Genomic DNA, 22,489 nt, shown 5'->3' on the forward strand with positions numbered 1-22,489 from the left:
ACCGAAGGTACCTACGATGTAGCGGCCACCACCACCGACCTGGCTGGCAACACTGCAAACGATACCACTACGGACGAACTATCCATAGACCTTACAGACCCCACCGCCCCCACCGTCAATACCCTATTGACAAACGATACCACCCCGACCATTACCGGGACTGCAGATTCGGCCGACGTGCTTACCGTGACCCTGAACGGGACCACCTATACCGAGGGCGATGGCAACCTTACCGATAATGGGAACGATACCTGGACCCTGACCGTACCCGCAGGAAGCGAACTTCCTGAAGGGACTTATGACGTGTCGGCAACCACCACAGACCTGGCGGGGAATACAGCAAATGATGCCACCACAGACGAGCTTAGTCTTGTGCCATTACAAACTCTTACCACAAATTCCACTAACCAAGAATTTTGTGCTTTTGACAGACCAAGTCTCAATGATATTCAAATTAACGAGAGTAATGTTTTATGGTATGACCAAGAAAATGGAGAAAACATATTAGACTCTTCCACTTTATTGGAACATCAAAAAACCTATTATGCTTCACAATTATCGGGTGATTTAAAAAGCACAGCCCGTTTAGGAATTACTATTAATTTAATTGAACCACCTACGCCTACTTCAGAAAGTTTGACTCAAGTATTTTCTACAGTCGATAATCCAACCCTTGGTGATATTCAAGTCAACGAAAGCAATATTATCTGGTATGATGCTCCTGTACTTGGGAATATCTTGGATTTTGACACCACATTGGTAGACGGAACAAACTACTATGCTGCATTGATCGATTCAAATTGTGAAAGTATAAATCGACTTGTAATTAGAGTTCAAGTAGATGGAATATCAGATTTAAAAATAAGAAAAGAAGCCAGCAGCTATAATCCTATGGTAGGTGAAAATGTTAATTTTACCATTACCGTTACCAATGACGGAGATACTAATTTCACCGACCTTACAATCAATGAAAGAATTGAAAGTGGATTTACTTATATAGAATATACAGCAACCAAAGGCACTTATAACCCATCCAACGGGGAATGGAGTATCGATAATATTGGGCCTTCAGAGACGGTGGAATTGAATATTGGGGCAACTGTTAAAGCTGCTGGAAGTTATATTAACAATGCATCCATATCGAGATCTACTCCATTGGACAACAACTTGAATAATAATAGTGCTCAGATAGTATTGGAACCATCATGTTTAAAAGTATATAATGAATTTACTCCAAACGACGACGGTGATAATGACTACTTCAGAATAGATTGTATTGAAACGTTTCCAGAGTCGGATTTCCAAGTTTTTAACAGATATGGTGCCCTGGTGTATCAGAAAAAAGCATACCAAAATGATTGGCGAGGATTGGCCAATGTACAAGGTGTTGTGCGCAAAGGAGAGCCATTGCCCACAGGAACCTATTTCTATATACTTAAAACCGATGCTTTGAGCGAAAGCAAAACAGGTTGGTTATTTTTAAGAAAAGACTAACAAGCATTACACATCAACCAATAGATGAAGATCCTAAATAAAAATATACCAAAACTCTTAACACTGTTTCTCCTTTTAGGTGGAGGTAGACTAATGGCGCAGCAATTGCCACAATATACCCAGTATATGTACAATACCTCTACCATAAATCCGGCATACGTTAATGAAAACAACCGTATGGATGCCACTTTGAGCTACAGGGCACAATGGATTGGAATTGACGGTGCCCCAGAGACTAAAGCACTTACAGTTTCCGGGATCATCAACAACAAAATTGGTTTGGGCATTAATATCTTTAAAGATAACATTGGACCTTCGACCGAATTTAGTTCCAATGCGGTTTTCTCTTACTATCTAAACTTGAGCAAAAAAGTAAAATTATCGCTAGGCCTAAATGCGGGCATCGATTTTTTTGAGGTCGATTATTCCAAAGGCAGTTATTACGACCAGAATGATGTTCTTTTTAGTTATGACGATTATTACAATGCCCTCCCCGTTATAGGTGCAGGGACATATATTTTTAGCGATAACTGGTATGTAGGTTTTTCAATTCCCAACATGCTCATAAACCAATCCAATGTAGAAAGCGACAAGAATTTGATACATCGGGACAACCATATATATATTATTGCTGGGTATGTAATAGATGTTTCAGCTACCGTAAAATTAAAGCCTTCTATTTTGGTCAAGACTATAGATCATGCACCTCTTACAATAGACGCCTCCCTAAACGTGCTTTTTCTGCAAAAATTTACCTTAGGTGCCTCACATAGACTTAAGGACAGTTATAGTGCCATGGCCGGATTCCAGATTTCCAAGAACTTTTTTATGGGTTATTCATATGATTACAGTATATCCGATATTGGTAATTACAATCAGGGTTCTCACGAAATTATACTTAAATATTTAATGCCAAGATGGGGGCCAAATGCCCGTTCACCCAGATTTTTCTAAGCAAAGACCTATGAAAATTATCCTTTCCATATTAACTCTATTTATTTATAATGTCCATCTGGCACAAAATTCCAGAGCGGATGCGAACGAGTATTTTCAAAATTTAAATTTCACGGAGGCGATAAATATTTACCAGCAACTGGAATCGAAAAAGAAAAAATCCAAACCTCTTTTTGTGGAACGCTTGGCAGAAAGTTATTTCAATATTAATGATTATGCCAATGCCAAAATTTGGTACGAAAAATTTTATGCCCTTAAGGATAAAAGAGTAGATGAGAAAACGATTATCAAATACATACAAAGCCTTAAAGCCTGCCAGGAATATAGTGTTGCCAATAGTATAATCAAGGAATATTACAACTATGATAAGCAAAAATTGGCCACCATCTTGGAGCAGGAAAATTATTTGGATAGCCTTATGGCGGAGGCACCCCAATACAACATTGCCAATTCAGAAATAAACTCGCAACTTTCGGACTTTGCCCCTATGTACTATAAAGATGCTATTGTATTTTCCTCAAGTAGAGCTCCGGAGTTTTCCGAAGATGCCGAATACTCCTGGAACAACCAACCATATCTTTCCATTTTTACGGCCGATAGGAACAAAACTACAGGAGAGCTTGGCGATGTACAAAAATTCCATAAGAACATTCAATCTTCCTTTCACGAAGGAACCCTAACCTATTCCTCCGATTATAAAACCGTTTATTTTACCCAAAATTATTTAAAAGGCAACGAGCTGCAGGTAAATCCAAAAGGGTTCTCCAATATGCAGATCTTACGGGGAGATGTGGAAGGAGATTCCATTGTGAATGCAGTTTCCTTAAAATTCAACAATCCCAAATACTCTTTCGGGCATCCATTTTTAACAGAGGACGGGAAACGACTATTCTTTGTTGCAAATATGTACGGAGGCTTTGGAGAAACTGATATTTACTATGTGGATATTGATGAAGACGGAGACTTGGGCCCTGCCACCAACCTTGGACCTACCATTAATACCTCGGGAAGGGAAATGTTTCCATATGTTGAAGGCGAATACTTGTATTTTGCTTCGGACAGTCATTTTGGCCTGGGTGGATTGGATATTTTTAAAGCTGAAATGGAATCGAGCAATGTTTATGGAATCCCAAAAAACATGGGAATGCCCATCAATAGCAATATGGATGATTTTGCCCTTATCATAAAAGACTCGGAAAACACGGGCTACTTTTCTTCCAACAGGGCCAATGGAAAAGGGGACGACGATATTTATTCCTTTAATAAATCGGCCGAAATGATGGTTTATAAAGGCACTATTTTAGACGATATGACCAAGAATCCCATTCCAGAAGGCACTATAAAGGTATATGATGAGAACAAACAATTGGTTATACAGGCCAATACAGATGAGCAAGGTAACTTTGAAGTAGCTTTAGATCCCAATATCAATCACATATTTGCCTTCTTTAAACTAGAATACAAACAGGAAATTCTTGCGGTCAACAATGCTGATAATCCAACCCTTTATAAGGACGTCAATAAAACGATGTTGATTCCCTTTTCAAAGTTTGTGGTTAACGAAGGTGGAGTAGAAAAAGTTAGGGTAAACCCTATATTTTTTAATCTGAACCGATTTAATATTACGTATAAAGCCGCTGCAGAGCTGGACAAGATAGTGAGCTTTATGAATGCCTTTCCATCGGTAAAAATTAAGATAGAAGCACATACCGATTCTAGGGCATCAGATGAATTTAATATGCAACTTTCCGATAATAGGGCAAAATCTACCCTGGATTATCTTGTTTATATGGGAATTGATCCCTCAAGAATTGAGAGCGCCATAGGTTATGGAGAGTCCCGTTTGATAAATAATTGTTTTAACGGTGTCCCCTGCAGCAATGAAGACCATCTGGCCAACAGGCGCTGCGATTTCATTATTATTGGTAAATAGGTGAGAAAAAGTTTGAGTGCATTTGTGTTACCTACTGTCCTTATAGCAACCAAACTCTTGTCTAACAGGGCGTTGGTCTAAAATTATGGTACGTTTTAACTTTTATAATTATATTAAAGCCATAATTATAATAAGTCAAACCTCTTATGGACATTTTAGGAACCCTATACAATGAAATCATTGGATTTTTGGGCATACGACAGGCACTGGAAATATTGCAAGCTGGAGATTATAGTGTTTTCTCTACTTACGATGGTGTTGTTTCCCTTATTTACCCCATAATTCCCCTATTATTACTATTGGAATTCATTCTTGGTCTGGTATACAAAAAGCCTAATACCAAGGTATATAAGGTTAACTTCCTCATCTATGTATTTAATAGGTTTATTGGCCGATTTATAGCCATAGCCATGGTGACCTTTATTATAGGGTGGTTACAACCCTATGCCCTTTTCCAGACAAAAATGACCTGGTATTGGTTTATTTACGGATATATTGTTTGGGAATTCGGTCATTTCCTATACCACTATTGGGGGCATAAAGTGCGACTTTTTTGGTGTTTGCATTCTACCCACCACGCTCCAGAACAAATGAACCTTTCCGTTACCCATGCCCATTTTTTTCTAGAGGCCCCTTATGCCGATGCCATTAGAACCACGGTATGTATCCTCTTGGGCGTTGAACCAGTTTTACTATTTCTGATCATGTTTATAGATGGCACCTATGGCGCATTTATCCATGTTGGTGAAAATATGATGAAAGATGGTAGAATGGGCTTTTTGAACAAAATTATATTAACCCCCTCCCATCATAGGGTACATCACGCCAGGAATCCATTATATATGGATACCAATTTCTGCAATTTGCTGAATATCTGGGACAAGGTTTTTGGAACCTACCAGGATGAACAACATGATATTGAAATAGAATATGGTATAACCCGTAAAATGGATAGCGGCAACTTTTTGGATGTTTATTTCGGCGAATTTGTGGCCTTGTTCAAAGATGTCGCCAAAGCGCCTGGCTTAAAGAATAAACTACTTTATATTGTTATGCCTCCGGGTTGGAGCCATACCGGCGAACACCAGACCTCAAAATTGGTACGTGGAGCCTACCTAAAGGAACAACTGGCTAAGGAGTAAATACCAGGGTGGCAATCACGATACAGTGATCGCTGGCATAATTCTCACATACCACCTCATAATCCAACACCTGCCATTTTTCGGGCTGATTGTACATAATATGATCAATGCAGATATTGGGACCGGTTGCCGGAAAAGTGCCTTTCCAAGAATTGGGGTGTTTGGGTTTTGAAAATTTTTCAGATATAATAGTGATAGGGTTACTATTTGGCACTGCGTTAAGATCGCCCACCAACAAAGTTGGGAGTTCCGTATCCCCCAAATGGGCAATGATGGCCTTGGCCTGCATCACTTTATCGGTTTCATCCTTCAAGTGATCCAGATGGGTACCAACAAACTGAATGGTATTACCGTTTTTGGTTTTGACTTGGGTTACCAAAGCTGCCCTAGGTTCCGAATTCGGTAAATGTGGCAGCGCTAAATTCTCACTGCCAATAAAAGTAAATTTTGATAGCACCGCCTCTCCATACTCCCCTCCATCATAATACATGGCTCTGGCAAATAACGAGGCCATTTTTGTTCGGATTCCCAATTCGGTGGGCAAATCGTAGTTTTTGGCTCTCTTCGTTTTAAAATCGACCTCCTGTAACGCTACCAAATCGGGTTGATAATGATTAATCACTCCTGCTATGGTATCCAAATTAAAATCGTTCTTGGTAGTGGCCCCATGTAGAATATTAAAACTCATCACCCTTAGGGTATCTGCCTGTGCATGGATACCAAAAGAAGATCCCGCCACAAAAACGACAAGAAGTAATTTTAAAATGTGATATTTCATATGCCCAATTAAAAATTTGGGCCGAAAATATGCGATTTCCGACCCTTATTTAAACTATTATATTAGATTCCTGCTACTGCCTTTATCTCGCCTATTATTCTATCTGCCAGGCCATCCGCTTCGGCCTGACTTTTGGCTTCCGTATAAATTCGTATGATAGGCTCGGTATTGGATTTACGCAGGTGTACCCAATTCTCCGGAAAATCGATCTTTACACCATCAATGGTAGAAATCTCTTCATCTTTATATTTCTCCGCCATAGCAACTAAAATACCGTCTACATCCAAACCAGGAGTAAGTTCAATCTTCTTTTTGCTCATAAAATAACTGGGGTAACTGGCTCTTAGCTCGCTTACGGTACCTCCCCTTTCTGCCATCAACATTAAAAATAAGGCCGTTCCTACTAAAGAGTCCCTACCATAATGACTTTCAGGATAAATAATGCCTCCATTGCCCTCGCCACCAATAATAGCCTTGTTGGCCTTCATTTTGGTCACCACGTTTACTTCACCAACAGCAGCAGCTTCATAAGTGCCTCCATGTTTTTCAGAAATATCCCTTAAAGCCCTGGAAGAAGATAGATTGGAAACGGTATTTCCCTTGGTTTTTCCCAACACATAATCTGCACAGGCTACTAAAGTATATTCCTCCCCGAACATTTCCCCCTCATTGGTGATAAAAGCCAAACGGTCTACATCCGGATCTACAACGATTCCAAAATCGGCCTTTTCCTTTACTACCAATGCACATATATCGCCCAAATGTTCTTTTAGAGGCTCAGGGTTATGCGGAAAATGCCCTGTAGGATCGCAGTACAGTTCCACTACTTCTACTCCCAATTCCTTTAAAAGTTTAGGTATGGCAATGCCTCCGGTAGAATTTACCCCGTCTACCACTACCTTAAACTTGGCCGCTCTTATAATATCGGCATCAACCAAAGAAAGGTCCAACACCTCGTCTATATGGATATCGATATAGGAATCGTTCCTATTAACGGTTCCCAAATCATCCACCTCCGAGAAATTAAAAGCTTCCTTCTCTGCAATTTCCAATATTTTGGCACCTTGGGCAGCATCCAAGAACTCCCCTTTCTCATTTAGAAGTTTTAAGGCGTTCCATTGCTTTGGGTTATGACTGGCCGTAAGGATAATACCCCCATCGGCCTTTTCCAAAGGCACCGCTATTTCTACAGTTGGGGTTGTAGACAGGTCCAGGTCCACTACATCTATTCCCAAACCTACTAGGGTGGATACTACTAAATTCTGGATCATTTCTCCGGATAGTCGCGCGTCTCGCCCAATAACTACCGTTAGTTTTTCCTTTTTAGAGTATTCTTTTAACCAAACACCGTAAGCAGCCGCGAATTTAACCGCATCAATAGGCGTTAAATTATCACCTGGTTCACCTCCAATGGTACCTCGTATTCCCGAAATAGATTTTATTAAAGTCATATTTTATTTATAAATTTTTACAAATATAAAAGGTTAGGTTTAAATCCTATGCCGCTAAGTTGTAAATTCGAACTTAATAAACTTCAACCGAGGTCAATGAATTTTTTAGCACACCTATATCTTTCTTTTGAAGACGACCAGATAACTATCGGAAATTTTATAGCAGACAGTATAAGGGGCAATAAATACAATCACCTTCCAGAAAAAATTCAGAAAGGAATTGTACTGCACCGTGCTATAGATACTTATACGGACAAGCACCCAATTGTAAGGCAGAGCACCAAACGCTTGCATGAAAACTATAGTCATTACAGCGGTGTAATTGTCGATATTTTCTATGATCACTTTTTAGCCAAGAATTGGTCAGAATACGCCGATACCCCATTGCCCCACTTTGTGGACAATTTTTATGATCTTTTGGAAAACAATTACGATATACTTCCCATAGGGGTCAAGCGCATGATGCCCTATATGATTGCGGATAATTGGATTTTGAATTATGCCAAAATGGAAGGTATATCCAGGGTTTTGAATGGAATGAATAGGCGGACCCAAAATAAATCCAAAATGAATTTTGCCATTTTGGACCTTGAAGAACATTATACCGATTTTGAAAAGGAATTCACTTATTTTTTTGAAGAATTGATCGTATTTTCCAAACAAAAATATCTCTCCTTAAGATAAGTACCAGGAATTGTGGGTAAAACCCATTCCATGTCAAGGGACAACCATGATTTTTTTCATCTAAATATGGTATTAAATTACAATAAATAAGTACCTTTAATCACCTTTCCCAAATGTGGGAACACTCCCCCAAATAATTATAAGTTCCGCTTAAATACATTTCCCCTCACAGTTAGTCCTTTTAACATTGTGCAAACAATGGTGTGCGTTTTTATTTAAAATTTTACCTAAAAAACAACAACTATGGGAATTAAACATTTGAACTTCATTGGAATTGGATTGATCTTTCTCTTAATGCTTCTGGGCTGTAGTCCGGAGTCAACAATGGAAGATACCCTGGAACCTGTCAATAGCAAGGCCCTTTTTAAATCCAACACTTTCTATGGTCCCCAAATATCCTTGGGGAAAGGCCATGTACGGTCATGGATAAGGATTGCAAAAGATGGCACTCCAGAAGAATTGGGCGTGGAAATGTCCAAAAATTTACTAACCCAACTGCCCAAAGGTGATGACCCTGTACAATTGGTACTTCCATTGCACAAAAAAGCAATGGATGTGACCCCGTTCAATCATGTCCTTTTTGATTGGAACCCTCACGGACATGAACCCGATGGCGTGTTTACAGTACCTCATTTTGATGTACACTTTTATTTGACCTCAGTTGCCGCCCGGGAGGCAATTCCGACCTACCCCGAAGCAACGCCCCAGTTCGACAATTATCCTCCACCAGGCTACCTACCTGTTGATTATATAACTCCGCCTGATGGTGGTACGGCAGTGCCTATGATGGGTACCCATTGGATCCCAACGAGCTTTGTTCCCCCATTTTCCAATATACTGCTTTATGGAACTTACGATGGGGAGGTAACATTTGTGGAACCAATGAATACAGTGGCCTACATAGAAAGTGGGGTTCCTTTCAGCGAAGCTTATTCGCAACCTACAAAATTTACAAAAACCTCCTATTATCCAACGGTCTATAATGTTTATCAAAATTCAAAGGATCAAAAACAAATTATCTCTCTAAGCGAATTCGTGCATCGGGAAGCCGAATAGACACTATAAAAAGGGTTGTCAAGGTACAATCCTTTTTTTTTGCAACTTATTCAATTACCTATACTTTTTTTCTGATGAAATCGCCCAAGAAAAGAAGATTGGCCGTATCCTCTTGACAAGGCGATCATTTATCTGGCCGCTTTTAACTTATTTTTATTTTGGCAAGCCCTTGGTACATAAATTTAATTATTAACGGAATTGCCCAATAGATTAATGCTTATCCATAAATTTTAAGTCGATTGCGTCTTAAAGTTTATATTTAATTGGAATATGACTATCTTTTTGGAAAAATTATAGTCTATGATCCGTATAACTGGTTTCTTGCTTGGAATACTCCTATTTATCAATTGCAGGAACATACCCGAACCCACACCCACAGGCTTAGTTACTGAAAAAGCAATGGTTGTCTCTGCCCGGGTGGAGGCCTCCAAAATTGGATCTGACATCCTCCAAAAGGGAGGTAATGCTTTCGATGCTATGATTGCTACAGAACTGGCTCTTGCCGTGGCCTATCCCTATGCAGGAAATATTGGCGGCGGAGGTTTTATGGTATATAGGAAAGCCAATGGAGAAATAGGAGGTTTGGACTATCGCGAAAAAGCGCCTTTGGCGGCGCATGCAGATATGTATTTGGATTCTTTGGGAAATGTAATCCAAGGAAAAAGTACTTTGGGAGCAACGGCCGTAGGCGTTCCTGGCACTGTGGCCGGTGTAATTGCCGTGCATGAAAAATTTGGATCACTACCCCTAAAAGAAATCATGGCGCCAGTTATTGAGCTGGCAAAAAAAGGAGTCATTGTAACCAAAAAGCAAGCCGAAAGATTGGAAAATTATCGCGACATTTTTATGGAAGTGAATAGCGACACTACTTTTTTTGCCACTGTTTACAAGATGGGCGATTCTATAAAATACCCGGCTTTGGCAAATACCCTCCAAAAAATTTCTGATCAAGGTAAAGATGGATTTTACAAAGGGGAAGTTGCAGAAAAATTGGCCAATTTTATCCAAGCCAAAGGAGGTTATCTTACTATTGAAGATCTTGAAAAATATGAAGCCAAATGGAGATCTCCTATAACGTTCAATTATAAGGACCTAAAGATCATATCTATGAGCCCTCCCAGCAGTGGAGGGTTTACCATAAATCAAATTTTTAAGATGATGGAACCCTATGACCTATCCACCTATGGACATAATTCGGTTAAATCCATCCAATTGTTTACGGAGGCCGCACGTAGGGCCTATGCCGATAGAAACTACTTTCTGGGAGACCCGGATTTTGTGGAAATCCCTTTAAAGGAACTTTTGTCCGACCAATACCTACAGGAAAGAATGCAAAATTTTTCCTTTGACAAGGCTACCAAATCCTCTGAAGTATCCCATGGGGAGGTACAGATTGTTGAAAGCGATCAAACCACCCACTACTCTATTGTAGATTCGTTTGGGAATGCCATTGCGGCCACAACGACAATTAACGGAGGTTATGGTTCAAAACTGTTCTCGGATGAACTTGGGTTTTTCCTTAATAATGAAATGGACGATTTTAGTGCCAAGCCAGGAGTTCCCAATATGTTCGGACTAGTGGGGGCCGAGGCCAATAGCATTACCGCAGAAAAGCGGATGTTAAGTAGCATGACGCCCACCATTGTGGAAAAAAATGGGGCATTATGGATGGTAGTAGGGACTCCGGGAGGGTCCACGATAATAACAGCGGTGGCTCAGACCATTCTAAATTGCTATGAATATAATATGAGTATGCAGGATGCAGTAAACGCTCCCCGTTTTCACCATCAATGGCTGCCCGATGCCATCATTTTTGAACCGGAAGGATTTGAACAGAGCTTACTCAGCGACCTAAAAAGCAAGAGGTACATCATTAATGAAGAAAACACCCCAGTTATAGGTAAGGTAGATGCCATTAAGATATTGCCAAACGGTAAACTTGAAGGGGGTGCCGATAGACGTGGGGACGATACCGCCGTAGGATTTTAGGCAAAACCGTAGGTTGTATCCGCCCAATTTGTATATTAGGCATCACTGGATGCATTGCGAACCCCTAAAAACCGATTATAATTGATCAAAAAAATAGGCAAAATATTACTTGGAGTATTGCTGCTGTTATTCACCTTGGGCGCTATACTCTATGCTATTTACAACGAACCCATGCCTACGGGTATCAAAAGCCAAAATGCCGATGCCTTGGCCATGAAAATGCTGACCTCCCTCAATTATAAAGCCTACAAGGAAACCCGGTTCCTGGAATGGTCTTTTGCCAATGGAAAACACCATTATCGATGGGATAAGAAAGTAGATACCGTACTTGTTGCTTGGAGCGATTATCAAGTGCATCTCGATTTGAAGGTACCCTCAAAAAGTACAGTTGCCAAAGATAAGATACCCCTTGAGGGTGAAGAAAAGGAAAGACTTCTTAAGAAGGCCACCTCTTTTTTTAACAATGACTCTTTTTGGCTGGTTGCCCCTTTCAAGATTTTTGATCCCGGTACAGAAAGGAGTATAGTATCCTTGGAAGATGGCACCCAGGAATTATTGGTCACCTACACTAGCGGTGGCAACACTCCGGGCGATTCCTATCTATGGAAATTACAGCCCAATGGCTTCCCGATCAGCTTTAAGATGTGGGTGAGTATTATCCCTATTGGCGGCATTGAAGCTAGTTGGGACGACTGGCAGGTTATGGAAAGCGGTGCATTTCTGCCCAGCCAACACAGTATTGCCCCTATAACCTTGGATATGGGGAATGTAAGGGGGTATCAGTGATGCAGTTTTCAGTAATCAGTGGTTCAAACAATTTAAAGTTTAATGTTCAAGGTTTAATGTCCGTCACTTCGAGTGACCCGACAAAGGAGGATTGTATCGAGAAGGGATTACAGTAAACAGTGGTCAGTGGGCAGTTTCTTCTGTTGAAAGTTATAAAGATAAAAGTTCAAAAGGAGTAGTGAGAAGTAAGAATCTAGAGCCTAGAGCACACAGACTGGACGTTCAACCCCGCAAGTTTTGTACAAAACTATTCCCCTCTTGGGAGGGGTTAGGGGTGGATTTTTGGTGTGCAGTGGCCCGTTTTTATTTCAAAGTTGAAGGTTCAAGGTGTAAAAAGGGAGCTGCTCATTCCCTTGGACAGAGCCTGTCTTGCCTTTTTTGCGGGAGGATTAGGTGGCTTCGACAGAGGAGAAGGCGGAAGGGGCACCTTCGAAGGCGGCCCATCTTAATCGTTTGGTTAGATCGCTTCGTCGCTTTAAACCCTATCCTTCCTAAAGTCCTCCCCCTAACCCCCTCCAAAGGAGAGGGGAACAATTCTTACCAAAAATTCATTAATTAGTATCGTCCACATTCCCCTCTTGGGAGAGCCTGTCCCGTTTTATAGCGGGAGGTTAGGGGTGTGTTTTACCGGAGGCTAGCCTGCCTGCCGCAGGCAGGGGTGGGTTTTAACCATTTCCCCCGAAACCAAAAAGTCACCAACAGACCTTTTCAAATCTTATTGGTGACTTTTAGCTTATAAGGCTTTGGGTACCCCCTACTTAAACTCCGGCCAATACTCCTTTACTTTCTTTCTTAGGAAGGCTACGCTGCGCTCCAATTGATCCATTCCATCCACTCCATCCTCGATACTGATCCAGCCATCAAAACCAACTCTTTTCAGTTCCTTAAAAATGGCATCATAATCGTTTAGGCCTTTTCCTATCTCTCCGTGACTCAATCTTTTGGCGTAACCCATGGCACCACCTTCTTCCTTGCGAAGATCTTCAATAGTACCTTCTTTTAGGTAACGGTCGCTGGCATGCATGGTCACTACACGATCGGACACCCTATATAGAAGTTCCAAAGGGTCCTCCCCTGCCAAAAAGGTATTGCTGGGATCGTAATTGACCCCAAAATTAGGATGTTGGATACGATCTACCAACATACAAAAAATGTCCATTTGCTGGGCAAATTCGGGATACTCCCAAAAATCATCCTTATAGTGGTTTTCCAAAATTAGGGTAACCCCTAACTTTTCCGCATGGGGAAGGCACTCTTTAATGCAATCCGCCGCAAAGCCAACACCTTCTTCTATGGTCAGTTCGGGACGACGTTGTCCGGACAATACCCTACAATAGGTCCCGCCCAAGGCATGGGTCATTTCTATCCAACCAATTTGTTTTTTAATTTCCTTTTCCCGAAAAGCGGCATCAGGATGCGTAAAATCCGGGGAACAACAAAGCATAGGAATTGTTTTTCCATGACGCTCCACCTGTTCCCTAAAAATAGGCCAGTTGGCTTTATCGGCCATCTCCAAAAATCCGGCATACCACTCCAATCCGTCTACCTCTAGCTCAACGGCCAGGTCGATCCATTCGGAAACCTTCATGGTTCCATCCTTACAAAGTTCATGCATAAATGCTTTGGGAAATACTGCTAATTGTGGCAAATCTTTATTCTTTTATTGTTATTAAATTATTTCTTTTTGTGGGAACCTTCCCAGTTTTTGGGGAGGTTACGCCCTATTATAGGAAACTGTTCCAGGTCCATTACCTGTGAACTCACAGGCCCGCATTCATCGGAAAGCCAATAGAGGCAGGCTGCTGCTATTTCCTCTGGGGTAAAAATTCGTTGTGCAGGGGCAAAAATGTCAGGTATATCCTTGTACCAATCCGCTTTCATTCCCTGCTCCTTCTTGTTCAATATTTCTTTTTCCGTGAGTACCCAACCTGGATTAATCTGGTTTACGCGTACCCCATTTTCCCTAAACAAACTGTCGCCCAGATTTCTGGTCATTGTCATCAAAGCCCCTTTGGACATGCTATAGGCCAATAGATCGGGTTCCCCGCCCCAGGCGTTGATAGAGCCAATATTAAGGACACAACCACGAACCGAGGACAAATGAGGTAAGGCTGCCTGAATGATCATTAGAGGAGCAATGGAATTCACGGCCAACATGCGCTTAATAAACGGTACTTCGGTACTCACGATATTTGAAGAGGCTATATATGCGGCGTTATTAACCACAGCATTTAACTGCCCAAATTTAGATATGGCCTTTTTTACCAATAACTGCGGAGCACCTTCCTCCGTAATATCAGTAGTAATGTGGGCTGCGTTATCAGCCCCCAATTCCTTCACCAGTGCCAAGCCTGTTTCCTCTTCCAGTCCGTTGACGACTACCTTCGCCCCTTCCTGAATGCAACGTTTGGCAATGGCCTTACCAATACCCGTATAGCCACCTGTAATTAAAACTACTTTATCCTTTAACCGCATAGGTATTAACTTGGTTTTAAAACACTTTTCACCACCTTGCCGGAATGCATTTGTTCAAAGGCCTCATGCCAATCCTTTAATTCCCATACCCCACCAATAATTGGCTTTACATCCAAGGTTCCGGAAGCCAAAAGGGAAAGCACTTTTTCCCAAATCGGATAATTATGGCTAAAACTACCCTGAAGGGTAACATTCTTTTGCACCAATGGATCCAAGGAGAAGTTTAGAGGTTGTGGTCCCCACCCTACTTTGGTAATATGTCCGTTTGGACGAACCAATTGCAAAGCTATTTTTAAAGTAGCACTGGCTCCTGCTGCATCTATAATGCAATCTGCTCCCAAACCATCTTGTTTATTGGCCCAAGCGCTTGCGTCTCCAACAATGCCCTCACAACCATATTGCTTGGCAATGTTCAATCTCTCCCTATCCCCTTCCAATCCAACAATGGCCACTTCGGCACCGCATAAACGAGCCATGGCGGCACAAAGAATACCAATGGTCCCAGGACCTAAAACGATGACCCGATCTCCTGGTTTTATTTTTGAGTTCATTACAACAGCACTGTAGGCCACCGAACAGGGCTCCGTTAAACAGGCTTGTTCAAAAGGCAGGTTTTCAGGTACCGAATGCAAACATCTTGCAGGCACCCTAACAAAACGCGTCATTGCACCATTTACCCCATACCCAAATCCTTTTCTAGTAGGATCCAGGTTGTAAAGGCCTTGTCTGGTAAGTGGACTGTTCAGATCTATTACTGCAGCGGTCTCACTAACTACCCTGTCGCCTTCCTTCCATCCGCTTACCCTTTTCCCCAATGCCACAATATGGCCACCAAACTCGTGCCCAAGGACCACGGGGTAATTTACCGTCCAACTGTGGTCTGAAGTCCATTGATGCAGATCACTTCCGCACACCCCAACGTTGGCCACTTCCAACAATACATCATCTTCTCCTATCGTCGGCTTTTCTATTTCCCTAATTTCAACACTTCCCGGCTTGGAAGAGAAATTTACTACTCCTATTGAACTCATTTATTTGATTATTTTTATTTGGTATTTATTTATTAACGTGTTACTTCCCCGTAAGCATGGATCTTTTCACAAATAAGTCGCAACGAACTTTCCAGATCTCCATCGGCTGTTTTAAAGGAGTCCGCATCTATGGTCAAGGGTGCTCCTAAAACAACCATGGGCGCTCCATATTCCGGGCAGCGTATGGCCTGTTCCAAGGTAAGCCCACCAACAGCTTGTACCGGTACCTTAACCGCATTGACCACTTCGCGCAATTGATCCATTGGGCTTGGCATTTTTAAACCTTGGGCAGCAATTCCACGACGCTCGTCATAACCTATATGATGTATTATATAGTCGCAGCCAAGGTCTTCCAACCATTTGGCGCCTTCCACCATATCCGGACATCCTAAATTATCGCCCATTACCTTTACTCCGTAATCTTTCCCAGCTTGTACAACCACCTTTATGGTTTCTGCATGTGCCCTCGCCATTACCACCACATGGGTTGCTCCTGCCTTTGCCATCATTTCGGCTTCCAGATATCCCCCGTCCATTGTCTTAAGATCTGCTACTATAGGTATATTGGGGAAAGCCTCCCTTAATTTTCGCACCCCATGCAATCCTTCTGCAAGAATAAGGGGGGTACCTGCTTCCAGCCAATCTACCCCTGCACGCAATGCCATGGCGGCCGTTTCTAAAGCTTCATCTATATTGGTAAGGTCTAGGGAAATTTGTACAATTGGTTTCATAAATGGTCAATAAATTTTTAAATTATAAAGTTGTATTCTTTAATTTGACATAAGCCGCAATCCATCTAAAAACCCGTAAAAGGTTCATAAAAAAGATTGATTTTTTTGGGCTTCAGCGTAAATCCAAAGATAAAGAATCACAATACATAAAATTTATCAATTATAAATCCAATATTACCCTTTTAAGATTTATCAACACTTGTATTGCCACAAACAATAATAAACACTCCCTATAGACACCAATCCTATTATTGTCTTTTATATTCTTGGAAGAACTATTATTATTGCAAAAGATAAATTTTAAATAATACTAATTTAATACCTAATAAAAGCGAATAGGCCAATTTTGCTACCTTATATTAAAACGGACTTAACTGTCCCGTTAGGAATTCTATCTACATAAAAACAGAACATCCAATATCATATTTACCCAATTACCCTTATAATGACCTTAGCTTTAAACCGACCTTCCAAATTACTTTTTATCATAATTTTATATAGTATCACAGGATTCCTTTTTGGCCAGGAAAATTCCCGGTCCCCACAAGACTCTTTGTCTTTAAACACCTTGGAAGAGGTAGTGGTTACGGCAAACCGATATGGATCATTACAAAATAAGACCCCAGAAGCCATTGAGGTCGTCAACAACAATTCCATACAGAGATTTCAATTACGTACGGCGCCTGAGGCACTGCTGTTGGCTCCCGGGGTGTTCGTACAAAAAACCAACCACGGCGGGGGATCACCATTTATAAGAGGGTTAACAGGGAACCAGACCTTACTTTTATATGACGGTATACGCCTTAATAATGCTACGGTAAGATCCGGACCCAACCAGTATTTTAATACTATTGATGTGTTCAGCGTGGGCAAAATAGAGGTTTTACGGGGAAGTGGTTCGGTGCAATATGGATCCGATGCTATAGGGGGTACCATCCAAGCCTTGAGCACAGCGTTGGATACTGCCGAAAAGCCGGTTTGGGGTACGGACCTTTTTACCCGCTTGGTGACACAGGGCATGGAACAGACGGCCAATGCGGCCTTAAAATATGGTGATAAACGAATGGCCTTTAGGGCCAATGCCACTTGGCGAAATTTTGGAGACCTTGTGGGTGGGGATACCACAGGACAACAAAGCCCTACGGGATATCGTGAATTGGATTTTGACCTCAAGGGCAAAATATTACTATCGGATCGTTCCAGCCTCACCACAGTCTACCAGCGTGTACATCAAAAAGATGTTCCCGTCTACCACAAAGTAGCCTTGGAGGATTATGCCATTAATAAAATGGATCCCCAAAAAAGGGAACTGGCCTATGTTAGACTCCACCAAGACCTAGGGAACAATATCTTTAAAACGGCGGTGGTCACGGCTTCCTACCAGCATCATGAAGAAGGCAGGATATTGCAAAAAAATGGTTCAAATTCCCTACGTACCGAAAACGATAAGGTCAGGACCTTTGGATTTTCGGCCGAAGCCCTATCCAGCAGTGGAAAAATATGGTCGGCCAATAGCGGCATAGAGGTCTATAGCGATAAAGTAAAGAGTAGTCGCATTGATAAAGACTTATCCACATATACAGAAACGGCCAATCGAGGATTGTATCCTGATGGGGCCACCATGACCAGTATGGCCGCTTTCAGTATGCATACCCTAAGTTGGGACCAATGGGAAATTACGACAGGTTTGCGCTTCAATACCTTTATAAACAAAGTGGCCGATTCGGCTTTGGGAACTACCAAATTGACACCCTCTGCCCTAGTAGGTAATTTGGCCGTTCAACGTAGTTTAAACCAATCCTCCAACGTCTTTGCCTCCATCAATACGGGATTTAGAGCTCCCAATATTAATGATCTTGGATCCTTGGGCATTGTTGATTTCAGGTACGAAACACCTAATTTCGATTTAAAACCGGAGCATTCCCTACAATATCAAGTGGGCTACAAATTTCGCAATCGCGTTGTGAAGGCCGAAGTATTTTTATATCGCAATGAATTGTACGATTTAATTGTGCGCAATAGCATTGAAGGAGATAGCATTGAAGGTTATCCCGTATATCAGAAGAAAAATGTGGAACGCGGCTTTATACAAGGAGCGGAAATGGGGTTGGACCTAAGCCTGAATCCGAATTGGAACCTGACCGGAAACCTGACCTATACCTACGGCCAAAATAAAACCAGTGATGAACCGGCACGTCGCATCCCGCCCATATTTGGACGATTGGCCACCTCCTACGCCATAAAAAATTGGAATCTTAATGCAGATTGGCTTATGGCAGGCAAACAGGACCGTTTGGCTTCAGGGGATATAGATGACAATAGAATTCCTGATGGGGGCACCCCTGCTTGGAATGTACTTAACATACATGGCAGTTACTCCATTAATTACATTACCATCGCTGTTGGCCTACAGAATGTTTTCAATGAAGATTATAGATACCATGGCTCTGGTGTTAATGGTTATGGCCGCTCTGGAGTGCTGTCGGTTTCTGCTAGGTTGTAGTTTTGGGGTACAAGGTTGGGTTGTAATCAATATTTAACATCTTAAACTTGAGTGCTTCTCGGTGCCGTCTACTTCTCGATACAATCCTCCTCTGTCGGATCACTCGAAGTGACGGAACAAAAAAAAGCTCCTTCCCTTGGTTAAGGGAAGGTGGATTCTCTGACGGTAGGAAGAGAAGACGGAAGGGATTGAAAGCCCAATGCATAGGAATGGACGACGTATAGGGAACTAGTCAAAAACACACAATGAGCTCCTGTCAAAAACACACCCCTAACTCCCGCCAAAAGGCGGGTCAGGCTCCTCCCAAGAGGGGAATTTGGTATATACAAATTTGAATGTTAATAACAGATATGTTCCAGATTTGGATAATATGACATTACGAGCCTGCTGCAGGCAGACAGGCAGCTTTGGCGACGAAGTAATCTCCCCAATGTATAAACAAATGCCAACCTGCACACCCCTTCCGTCTTCTCCTCTGTCGAAGCCACCTTCCCCTGACTAGGGGAAGGAGCATTTTATGTGTAGAATTTTCAAACTTAAACTAAAACCGTTCACTGATTACTGACTATTGACTATTGACTATTGACTACTAAAAAGTGTTCACTAACAATTATTGCAAATTGTTTACTAAAAACTGTTCACTGTACATTGTTTATTGACCACTGATTACTGCCTACTCCTCATCCGCCTTGTTCTTATAATGGTTCACCCTGGCATCGTCCTCGTTATCCATTGGGGGGCCTTGTTCTATTTTGCGCCAATCTATGGTTTTGTTATACTTCTTCATAGAGAGTTCGGCGTTGTACATACGTTCATCATGGCGCTCCAAGGTATAGGGTGTGAAGTCGGGCTCTGAGGTGAAAAAATCCTGAAGCAATGAGGCCGTAACATCAAACTGATTAACATAGGGAACATTCAATATGTTGTACATCGTCTTTAAAATGGCCCCAAAATTAGCATGGGTATTGGAAACATATCCCTTTTTTACATAAGGGCCTGCCATCATAAGAATGGATCTATGCGCATCCACATGATCTACACCTCCCTGTGGGTCATCCTCTGTAATAATGACCAACATATTCTTCCAATATTTGGTCCTGGAAAGAAAATGCAGTACCCTACCCACCGCCAGGTCATTATCTACCATAAAGGATTGTGGGTAAGGGTATCCATCCTCTGGACGGACTCTAGCCCCATGATCATTGGGTAACATCATGGTTACTAATTGCGGCATGTCTTCCTCCCCTTCGATCCATTTCTCTGTAAACTCCCTTTCAAACTGATCCATCCGGTATTGATCGGGGATATTCATATTATAACCGGCATAGTCGTGACTGGTCCTTGTAAAAAGTGCCTTTTGCATGGGCACCATCACCCCGTGGGCAGCACCTGTATTGGTATCGTACCAATCCTCACGCACATGCGCTGTTTCATTGGCCTGTCCAAAATTGTAAAAAGAAACCTTTTCCCTATCCAAGGCTTCCCAAAGTCCGCCAATCTCGGCATAGTCTTCTGGATCTACACTCCCGATCGTTCCCGGATGACGACGCCCAGGAGCGTCCGAAAATATTTTAGCGGTCTTGCTTACACTGGCATTGGCCTCTACCCATTCATTGGGAATAACCCCTACCAGCCAATGGTGGCCATGTACGGAAGCATCACTATCACAATAGTAATTGTCCGAATAGGCAAATTGCTTTGCAGCCTTATGGTGGTTGGGTGAAATGCGGAGGTTGGGGAATTGTGCCTGAACCGAATCCGGTAAGGTATAGGTATTATTAACCCCATAACGTGCCAAGGTACTATCTCCCTTTCCAGTTTTAAGCTGCCCAAAAACCTCATCGTAGGTCCTGTTCTCCTTGGTAATATACACCACATGTTTTATAGGACTCTGACGCAGTTTTGGCAAGGGAGGCAAGGGATTGGTACCGTCATCGGTTATGGTGCTTTCCCTGAAAGTATTGTCGATGGACATTTTGGTATACTCGGCAAGCTTTTCATCGGTTGGCATAGCTACCCTTTGGAAACTGCCCAATTGAATGTCGCCTATATAATCGCCCTGTGGGGGTTCTACAAAGTCCTTCCCACCATTGGGTCCGGCTCCAAGACCTCTACAGGTAATGATATAAATATTCTTTTCATCTTTGGACAATTCCACCCTTGTAGGCCCCCATCCACTGGGAATAAGTCCTTTGGTAGTTTGGGATGGAATATCTATTACGGCTACCGCATTGAACCCCAACAAGGCCACGTACAGTGTTTTTTCTTCCTTATCCATGGTAATTCCGAAAGGCAATAGGCCACGGTATTTGTCTATACGGGCATCGACCTTTATCGGAATATGGCCAACAATCTCTTGACTCATATGATCAATAATCGTGATATTGTCGTTAGTGGCATTGGTTATATAGGCGAATTGTTTCCCTACAGCAATGGAATTTGGACTTGCTCCCCCTACTACTTCAGCATCTTCCACCGTCTGCCCTATTTGGTGCCCTGTCTTAAATTTTTTGATCACCTTATTATTATCAAGGTCTATGGTAAAAACGCTCATGGCATCAGGATGCAACGGACTTCCTACGCCAGGGATTTTACGACCTTCTACTACGGTACCTTCTATGGACTCTTTGGTGTTGTCCCCATAAGGGTGATGGGAAATCATTAGGGAATCGTAATTGGCCGGAGTAGCACCCTCGATCAAGGGATAGGAATACATTCCAACATTGGCCACAAAGGCCTGCTTTTTATCTGGACTGATCGCCAAACCAAAAGGTTGTCGACCCACATTAACGGATCCCTTTATTTTTTTGGTATCCAAATCGATACGCACCATTCTAAAGTTTGCACGATCCAACACCAACAATTCGTTCTCGGCTTCATTTATCCGCAGATCCGAAGTAAAACTATCTTGATAATCCTTCCCATCAACTATACCATTTAAAGAAATGGAATCCACTTTTGCAAGGTTCTCCACATCGTATTGGATCACTGCTCCGGTATCTCCCCCACTTAAATAAACCGTTTTGGAATCCTGTGCAAATTCGACCCCCAAAAAGGACCCTTTTGCCAACGGTGAAGGAATAGTGCCATCATAACTTGGAATCCTGACCGACTCCAAGGAGGCTACATCTATTACAGTAAAAACCCCGTCGTGCAGGGTAACCGCCTTGCTCCCATCAGGAGACACGGCCATCCCAAAGGGATCATGTGTAATCCGCAATTTATCCCCTACCGGAGTTACATACCTCCCACTGGCCAAAATAGATATTCCGTTTTCATCAATAATACTGTACTGGTCTTTGCCGGGTACCTGCAAAATGGAAATGCTATTTTGGCGTGAATTACAAGAAATAAAAACTAGGGTTAAAAGGAGGATAATTAGCCGATTCATTAGGTTGATTTTAAAGTGTAAATAGATATTTTATATAAAAAAAATAATATTACGCATTTTTGACCAAAGGAAAACGGTCTTAACCATAATT

Annotated in this window: 16 protein-coding genes; 9 read left to right on the forward strand and 7 right to left on the reverse strand. The window is 42.0% G+C overall.

Features of this window, described 5'->3' with window-relative positions; genetic code table 11:
* From MWU82_RS22740 to MWU82_RS22755, 4 genes are all read left to right on the forward strand, one after another.
* On the forward strand, window positions 1-1,494 hold a 1,494-nt coding region (locus tag MWU82_RS22740), incomplete at its 5' end, for a gliding motility-associated C-terminal domain-containing protein (protein ID WP_247098037.1).
* Window positions 1,495-1,518: 24 nt separating this feature from the next.
* The gene (locus MWU82_RS22745) at window positions 1,519-2,448 is read left to right on the forward strand and encodes a type IX secretion system membrane protein PorP/SprF (RefSeq protein ID WP_247098038.1); all 930 of its coding nucleotides are present in this window, start codon (window positions 1,519-1,521) and stop codon (window positions 2,446-2,448) included.
* 10 nt (window positions 2,449-2,458) lie between these two features.
* Entirely contained in the window at window positions 2,459-4,381 is a 1,923-nt protein-coding gene (locus MWU82_RS22750) for an OmpA family protein (protein WP_247098039.1), read from the forward strand.
* 146 nt (window positions 4,382-4,527) lie between these two features.
* The gene (locus tag MWU82_RS22755; protein ID WP_247098040.1) at window positions 4,528-5,523 is read left to right on the forward strand and encodes a sterol desaturase family protein; all 996 of its coding nucleotides are present in this window, start codon (window positions 4,528-4,530) and stop codon (window positions 5,521-5,523) included.
* On the opposite strand, the gene MWU82_RS22760 is transcribed toward MWU82_RS22755, so the two are convergent.
* Both MWU82_RS22760 and glmM read right to left on the reverse strand, forming a co-directional pair.
* Entirely contained in the window at window positions 5,513-6,301 is a 789-nt protein-coding gene (locus MWU82_RS22760) for an endonuclease/exonuclease/phosphatase family protein (RefSeq protein ID WP_247098041.1), read from the reverse strand. The genes MWU82_RS22755 and MWU82_RS22760 overlap by 11 nt on opposite strands.
* Window positions 6,302-6,363: 62 nt before the next feature.
* Window positions 6,364-7,752, reverse strand: coding sequence for a phosphoglucosamine mutase (gene glmM, locus MWU82_RS22765; protein ID WP_215949784.1), 1,389 nt, complete (start codon window positions 7,750-7,752; stop codon window positions 6,364-6,366).
* 96 nt (window positions 7,753-7,848) lie between these two features.
* On the opposite strand from glmM, the gene MWU82_RS22770 reads away from it, so the two are divergent.
* The 4 genes from MWU82_RS22770 (at window position 7,849) to MWU82_RS22785 (ending at window position 12,267) form a co-directional block, all read left to right on the forward strand.
* Complete coding sequence (locus MWU82_RS22770) at window positions 7,849-8,436, forward strand: acyl carrier protein phosphodiesterase (RefSeq protein ID WP_215949785.1); 588 nt, start codon at window positions 7,849-7,851, stop codon at window positions 8,434-8,436.
* A 243-nt stretch (window positions 8,437-8,679) separates the two neighbouring features.
* Window positions 8,680-9,492, forward strand: coding sequence for a DUF5602 domain-containing protein (locus MWU82_RS22775; RefSeq protein WP_247098042.1), 813 nt, complete (start codon window positions 8,680-8,682; stop codon window positions 9,490-9,492).
* A 300-nt stretch (window positions 9,493-9,792) separates the two neighbouring features.
* A complete protein-coding gene (gene ggt / locus MWU82_RS22780; RefSeq protein WP_247098043.1) occupies window positions 9,793-11,481 on the forward strand; it encodes a gamma-glutamyltransferase in 1,689 nt (562 codons plus the stop codon).
* An 81-nt stretch (window positions 11,482-11,562) separates the two neighbouring features.
* Window positions 11,563-12,267 carry a hypothetical protein gene (locus tag MWU82_RS22785; RefSeq protein WP_247098044.1) on the forward strand — a complete coding sequence of 235 codons (705 nt, stop codon included), beginning with the start codon at window positions 11,563-11,565 and terminating at the stop codon, window positions 12,265-12,267.
* A gap of 754 nt (window positions 12,268-13,021) precedes the next feature.
* On the opposite strand, the gene MWU82_RS22790 is transcribed toward MWU82_RS22785, so the two are convergent.
* Genes MWU82_RS22790 through MWU82_RS22805 form a run of 4 tightly spaced genes read right to left on the reverse strand, consistent with a single transcriptional unit; the run spans window position 13,022 to window position 16,504 of the window.
* Window positions 13,022-13,915, reverse strand: a complete 894-nt coding sequence (locus MWU82_RS22790) for a sugar phosphate isomerase/epimerase family protein (RefSeq protein WP_247098045.1) — start codon at window positions 13,913-13,915, stop codon at window positions 13,022-13,024.
* Window positions 13,916-13,941: 26 nt separating this feature from the next.
* On the reverse strand, window positions 13,942-14,742 hold the full coding sequence (locus tag MWU82_RS22795; RefSeq protein WP_215949789.1) for an SDR family oxidoreductase: 801 nt from the start codon (window positions 14,740-14,742) through the stop codon (window positions 13,942-13,944).
* Between the two features lie 5 nt (window positions 14,743-14,747).
* The gene (locus MWU82_RS22800; protein WP_215949790.1) at window positions 14,748-15,773 is read right to left on the reverse strand and encodes a zinc-binding dehydrogenase; all 1,026 of its coding nucleotides are present in this window, start codon (window positions 15,771-15,773) and stop codon (window positions 14,748-14,750) included.
* A 32-nt stretch (window positions 15,774-15,805) separates the two neighbouring features.
* On the reverse strand, window positions 15,806-16,504 hold the full coding sequence (locus MWU82_RS22805) for an orotidine 5'-phosphate decarboxylase / HUMPS family protein (protein WP_111625341.1): 699 nt from the start codon (window positions 16,502-16,504) through the stop codon (window positions 15,806-15,808).
* A 445-nt stretch (window positions 16,505-16,949) separates the two neighbouring features.
* Between MWU82_RS22805 and MWU82_RS22810 the strand changes: the two genes are divergently transcribed.
* On the forward strand, window positions 16,950-19,007 hold the full coding sequence (locus MWU82_RS22810) for a TonB-dependent receptor (protein WP_247098046.1): 2,058 nt from the start codon (window positions 16,950-16,952) through the stop codon (window positions 19,005-19,007).
* A 673-nt stretch (window positions 19,008-19,680) separates the two neighbouring features.
* On the opposite strand, the gene MWU82_RS22815 is transcribed toward MWU82_RS22810, so the two are convergent.
* Window positions 19,681-22,398, reverse strand: a complete 2,718-nt coding sequence (locus tag MWU82_RS22815; RefSeq protein ID WP_247098047.1) for a bifunctional YncE family protein/alkaline phosphatase family protein — start codon at window positions 22,396-22,398, stop codon at window positions 19,681-19,683.
* Window positions 22,399-22,489 lie beyond the last annotated feature (91 nt).

Origin of the sequence: Arenibacter sp. S6351L (genome assembly GCF_023016025.1) — a bacterium.
Taxonomy (GTDB): domain Bacteria; phylum Bacteroidota; class Bacteroidia; order Flavobacteriales; family Flavobacteriaceae; genus Arenibacter; species Arenibacter algicola_B.

What these genes read in the sequence shown, in the direction of transcription:
- MWU82_RS22745 (WP_247098038.1), top strand. Translation starts at nt 1,519, where the DNA reads ATGAAGATCCTAAATAAAAATATACCAAAACTCTTAACACTGTTTCTC.
- MWU82_RS22750 (WP_247098039.1), top strand. Translation starts at nt 2,459, where the DNA reads ATGAAAATTATCCTTTCCATATTAACTCTATTTATTTATAATGTCCAT.
- MWU82_RS22755 (WP_247098040.1), top strand. Translation starts at nt 4,528, where the DNA reads ATGGACATTTTAGGAACCCTATACAATGAAATCATTGGATTTTTGGGC.
- MWU82_RS22760 (WP_247098041.1), bottom strand. Translation starts at nt 6,301, where the DNA reads ATGAAATATCACATTTTAAAATTACTTCTTGTCGTTTTTGTGGCGGGA.
- glmM (WP_215949784.1), bottom strand. Translation starts at nt 7,752, where the DNA reads ATGACTTTAATAAAATCTATTTCGGGAATACGAGGTACCATTGGAGGT.
- MWU82_RS22770 (WP_215949785.1), top strand. Translation starts at nt 7,849, where the DNA reads ATGAATTTTTTAGCACACCTATATCTTTCTTTTGAAGACGACCAGATA.
- MWU82_RS22775 (WP_247098042.1), top strand. Translation starts at nt 8,680, where the DNA reads ATGGGAATTAAACATTTGAACTTCATTGGAATTGGATTGATCTTTCTC.
- ggt (WP_247098043.1), top strand. Translation starts at nt 9,793, where the DNA reads ATGATCCGTATAACTGGTTTCTTGCTTGGAATACTCCTATTTATCAAT.
- MWU82_RS22795 (WP_215949789.1), bottom strand. Translation starts at nt 14,742, where the DNA reads ATGCGGTTAAAGGATAAAGTAGTTTTAATTACAGGTGGCTATACGGGT.
- MWU82_RS22800 (WP_215949790.1), bottom strand. Translation starts at nt 15,773, where the DNA reads ATGAGTTCAATAGGAGTAGTAAATTTCTCTTCCAAGCCGGGAAGTGTT.
- MWU82_RS22805 (WP_111625341.1), bottom strand. Translation starts at nt 16,504, where the DNA reads ATGAAACCAATTGTACAAATTTCCCTAGACCTTACCAATATAGATGAA.
- MWU82_RS22810 (WP_247098046.1), top strand. Translation starts at nt 16,950, where the DNA reads ATGACCTTAGCTTTAAACCGACCTTCCAAATTACTTTTTATCATAATT.
- MWU82_RS22815 (WP_247098047.1), bottom strand. Translation starts at nt 22,398, where the DNA reads ATGAATCGGCTAATTATCCTCCTTTTAACCCTAGTTTTTATTTCTTGT.